Origin of the sequence: Synechococcus sp. R6-10 (assembly GCF_047461815.1) — a bacterium.
Lineage (GTDB): Bacteria > Cyanobacteriota > Cyanobacteriia > Thermostichales > Thermostichaceae > Thermostichus.
In genome coordinates, this window is the sequence record NZ_JANSHW010000734.1 from 1 (window position 1) to 3,376 (window position 3,376).

Annotated in this window: 3 protein-coding genes; all 3 read left to right on the plus strand. The window is 59.4% G+C overall.

All coding sequences use genetic code 11. The features are described from left to right. Positions 1–239 (plus strand): LapA family protein (locus tag NW837_RS15635; RefSeq protein WP_414332606.1); only part of this gene is annotated, 239 nt, incomplete at its 5' end. A 76-nt stretch (positions 240–315) separates the two neighbouring features. Beyond that, on the plus strand, positions 316–1,986 hold the full coding sequence (gene tig, locus NW837_RS15640; protein WP_414332608.1) for a trigger factor: 1,671 nt from the start codon (positions 316–318) through the stop codon (positions 1,984–1,986). 165 nt (positions 1,987–2,151) lie between these two features. Further along, on the plus strand, positions 2,152–3,376 hold a 1,225-nt coding region (locus tag NW837_RS15645; protein WP_414332610.1), incomplete at its 3' end, for a S41 family peptidase.

Below are 3,376 nucleotides of genomic sequence, written 5' to 3' on the forward strand. Positions count from 1 at the left end.
CCGGGATTGGGGCCGCCCTCGCCTGGCTGTATAGCCTCTGGATGCGCGTACAGTTCAGCATCGAAGCCCGGGAAAAAAATCGGCAACTGCAGGAGAAGGAGGTCACCATCACCGAACTCAAGGAAATGGTGGTGGAGCTGGAAGCCAAAGTGAAGCAACTGCCTCCCAGCAAGCGTGCCGAACCCCAAGAGGACATCCAGGATGTGAAAGAAGTGGCCACCGAGGGATCCCCTGCCTAGAATCTCCAGGTTGACCCACAGGCCGTTGAGGTAGAATTGAACTTCTACTTGCCCCTCTCCCTAGCTCATACTTCCTATGCAGGTCACACAAGAAAAACGCCCTGGCAGCCGGGTTGGCCTCAAAATCGTGGTAGAAGCCGACCGGGTGAAGCGCTCCTACGAAAAAACCTTGCGTCAACTGGAGCAGAATATCCAGATTCCGGGATTCCGCAAGGGCAAGGCCCCCCGCAATCTTGTTGTGCGTCAGGTGGGCCGCGAGCGCATCCTGGCCAGTGCTGTCGATGACCTGATCAGCGAGGCCATTCAACAGGCTTTCAAGGAAGCTCGGCTCACCCCCATCAGTCGGTTCGAGCTGGATGACGAGGTGGGGCAGCTCTTGGCTCAGTTCAACCCCGAGGCAGACTTCAGCTTCTCGGGATACGTTGAGGTGTACCCTGAAGCTCGCGTTGGCCAATACAAAGGGCTGACCGTTACGGCAACCCGCGTTGACGTCAAGCCTGAACAAATTGACCAGCTCATCGACCGGTGGCGGGATCAGCGGGCCACCCTCCTGCCGGTAGAAGATCGGCCTGCTCAGTTGGGGGATGTGGTGGTGATCGATTTTGAGGCCCGCGATGCAGAAGGCAATTCCCTCGACGAGATGACCACCCAGGACTTCCAGCTGGAACTCAAGGAAGACAACTTCATCCCCGGTTTTGTGGCGGGCATCGTGGGCATGCAGCTCGACGAAACCAAGGAGATCGCAGCCACCTTCCCCGACGACTACTTCAGAAAAGAGTTGGCCGGGAAAACGGTTACCTTCACTGTCTGCCTGAGGGAGATCAAGGCCAAAGAGCTGCCCGAATTGGATGATGCCTTTGTGCAAGAGATCAGCAGCTTTCAAACGGTAGCCGAGTTGCGGGAACACCTGCAAAAGCGCCTCGAACAGGATGCCCTGAGACAATCCGAGGAGAACCTCGAAACCGCCATCCTCAACGCCATCTTGGAGACTACTGAGGTGGATTTGCCGGAAACCCTCATCGAACAAGAAACGACACAACTGCTGGCCCAGAGTCTCCAGGCCCTGCGGCAGGAAGGCATCAAGCCGGGGGAGCTCCGTAAGTTCTTGTCCGAGTTGCCTCCCGAAACCCTTAACCAGTTGAAAGAGCGCCACCGACCCGAAGCCATCGACCGGCTGCGGCGCACCTTGGCCCTGAGCGCCATCGTTCGGCAAGAGCAAATTGCCGTAGGTTCCACGGAGTTGGACGTGGAGGTGGAAGAGGTGATGGCGGCCTATGCCCAGCAAGGCCAAAAGCTGGATCGGGAACGAGTACGCCAAGCCGTCTATGAAGGCTTGCTGACCGACAAGGTGATGGCCTGGCTGAAGTCGCAAACTACGGTCAACTGGGTCGATAGCGAGGGGAATCCAACCCAGGCGCCCACTTCTTTGGCAGTCTCGGAGGAGAAGGTTGAAGTGCCAGAGGCCGAGTTTGAGGCCGATGGGCCAGAAGCAGAGGTATCTGGGATCCCTGAGGCCGTTGAATCCTCATCAGAGACGGCTACGGGGGCGGAAACGGATGGAGAAGCTGCAGCTGCGGAAGCCGAGCCAGCTACAGAAAAGGCTGTAGAAGCATCCCCTGCTGAAACCGTCTCAGCCTCTGCGGCAGAGGCAACGCTCCCAGTTGAGGAGAAAGCGGCAGAGACCGCTACAGAGATCCCGGCAGCAGAAAAGCCCAAGCCGAACAAAAAGGACAAAAAAGGCAAGTGAATGCGCTGGGGATTTTCTGGCTGAGGGCATTTCCTTCAAAAGCAAGGGGGCGCAGCCCCTAGTGTTCCAAGTCGCAAAAAATAGATATCTACCACTGCTGGCAGTGGCAAAGGGGAGCGTTTAGGGTTTATCCTATTCGCAACATCTGCAAGAGGGCAGGCTGCCATGAAGGGATTTGCGCGCGTACTTGGGGCTTGGGGGATCCTCACCCTGATCGCCGGGATCTCGCCCGGCAGCGCTGTGGGCCAATCGGCCTTGCCTCCTGTGCCCATCATGCCCTCTGATCCCCAAGGTTCGTTTCCCGATCCAGGGATCCCGGCAGCCCCTTCGCCTCCCCGTGAGCCGGTCGGGCTGGATCTCCGCCATCTGGTGGGATTGTTCATCAACGAGTCCTTGGGTGCAGGCAACCAAGCTGCCGCAGTCAGTTACAACGACCTCTACACCCGCCTGTTGGCCCGAAGCTACGGGGATCCCCGCCCCCCCATTGAGGTGGAGTACGAGTTCATTCAAGAGATCCTGCGGGAGTATGGGGATCCCGCCGATCGCTTCTGGGATCCGCAAGCTTTCAAGGACTTGCTCAACCGTCCCCGTCCTCCCGTACAAGCCCGCGGGATTGGCCCGCGCCAGGTTTATTTGGCAGTGCCGGATCTCACCCCAGCCACGGCTCAGCAGATCCGCCAAACCCTCTACACCCAAGACTACAGCCAGGGCATTGTCCTCGACCTGCGCGGCTCGGTGGGCTACGACCCCCAAGTGGTGGCCGATGTGGCGCGCCTATTTCTGCCCCGCTCCGTCCAGCCGCTGCTGATTACCGAAGACCGATTCGGGCAGCCCACCCTCTGGAACAGCGAAAATCTGCCCATTGCCGCCGGGATCCCGTTGGCCGTTCTCGTGGATGGTAACACCCGCCAGGGGGCCACCCTCTTGGCTGCCCAGTTGGGATCCAGCGGCAGCACCCTCATTTTGGGGCAGCCCACCCAGGGCAGCGAACGACAAACCCGCTTCTTTGCCCTTCCCTCCGGCGCGGCGGTGGAACTGGCCGTGGCCACCTGGAAAACAGGGGATGGTCGCTCTTTGGAGCGGGGTCTGGTGCCCTTGCAGACCGTGGAAGGAGATGACAATGCTTGGCTGAATGCCGGCCTGCAAGCGCTGGCCTTGCCCCCCCGGCGACCTGCCCTGCCCCCACGGCCTACAGTGCTGGTGCAAGAGGGTCGAGTCGGTCGCTTTGAGCTGGGCATGGATACCCGCAACGTCGATACCCACCTGCTGGGCAATGTCGATCAGATCCCAGCGGCCTCTGGAGCCAATGTGTTTCAGCCCAACAGCGACTTGAAGATCTTTTACCTACAAGACTACATCCTCTTCACCTACCGTCATCCGGGCATTGTGG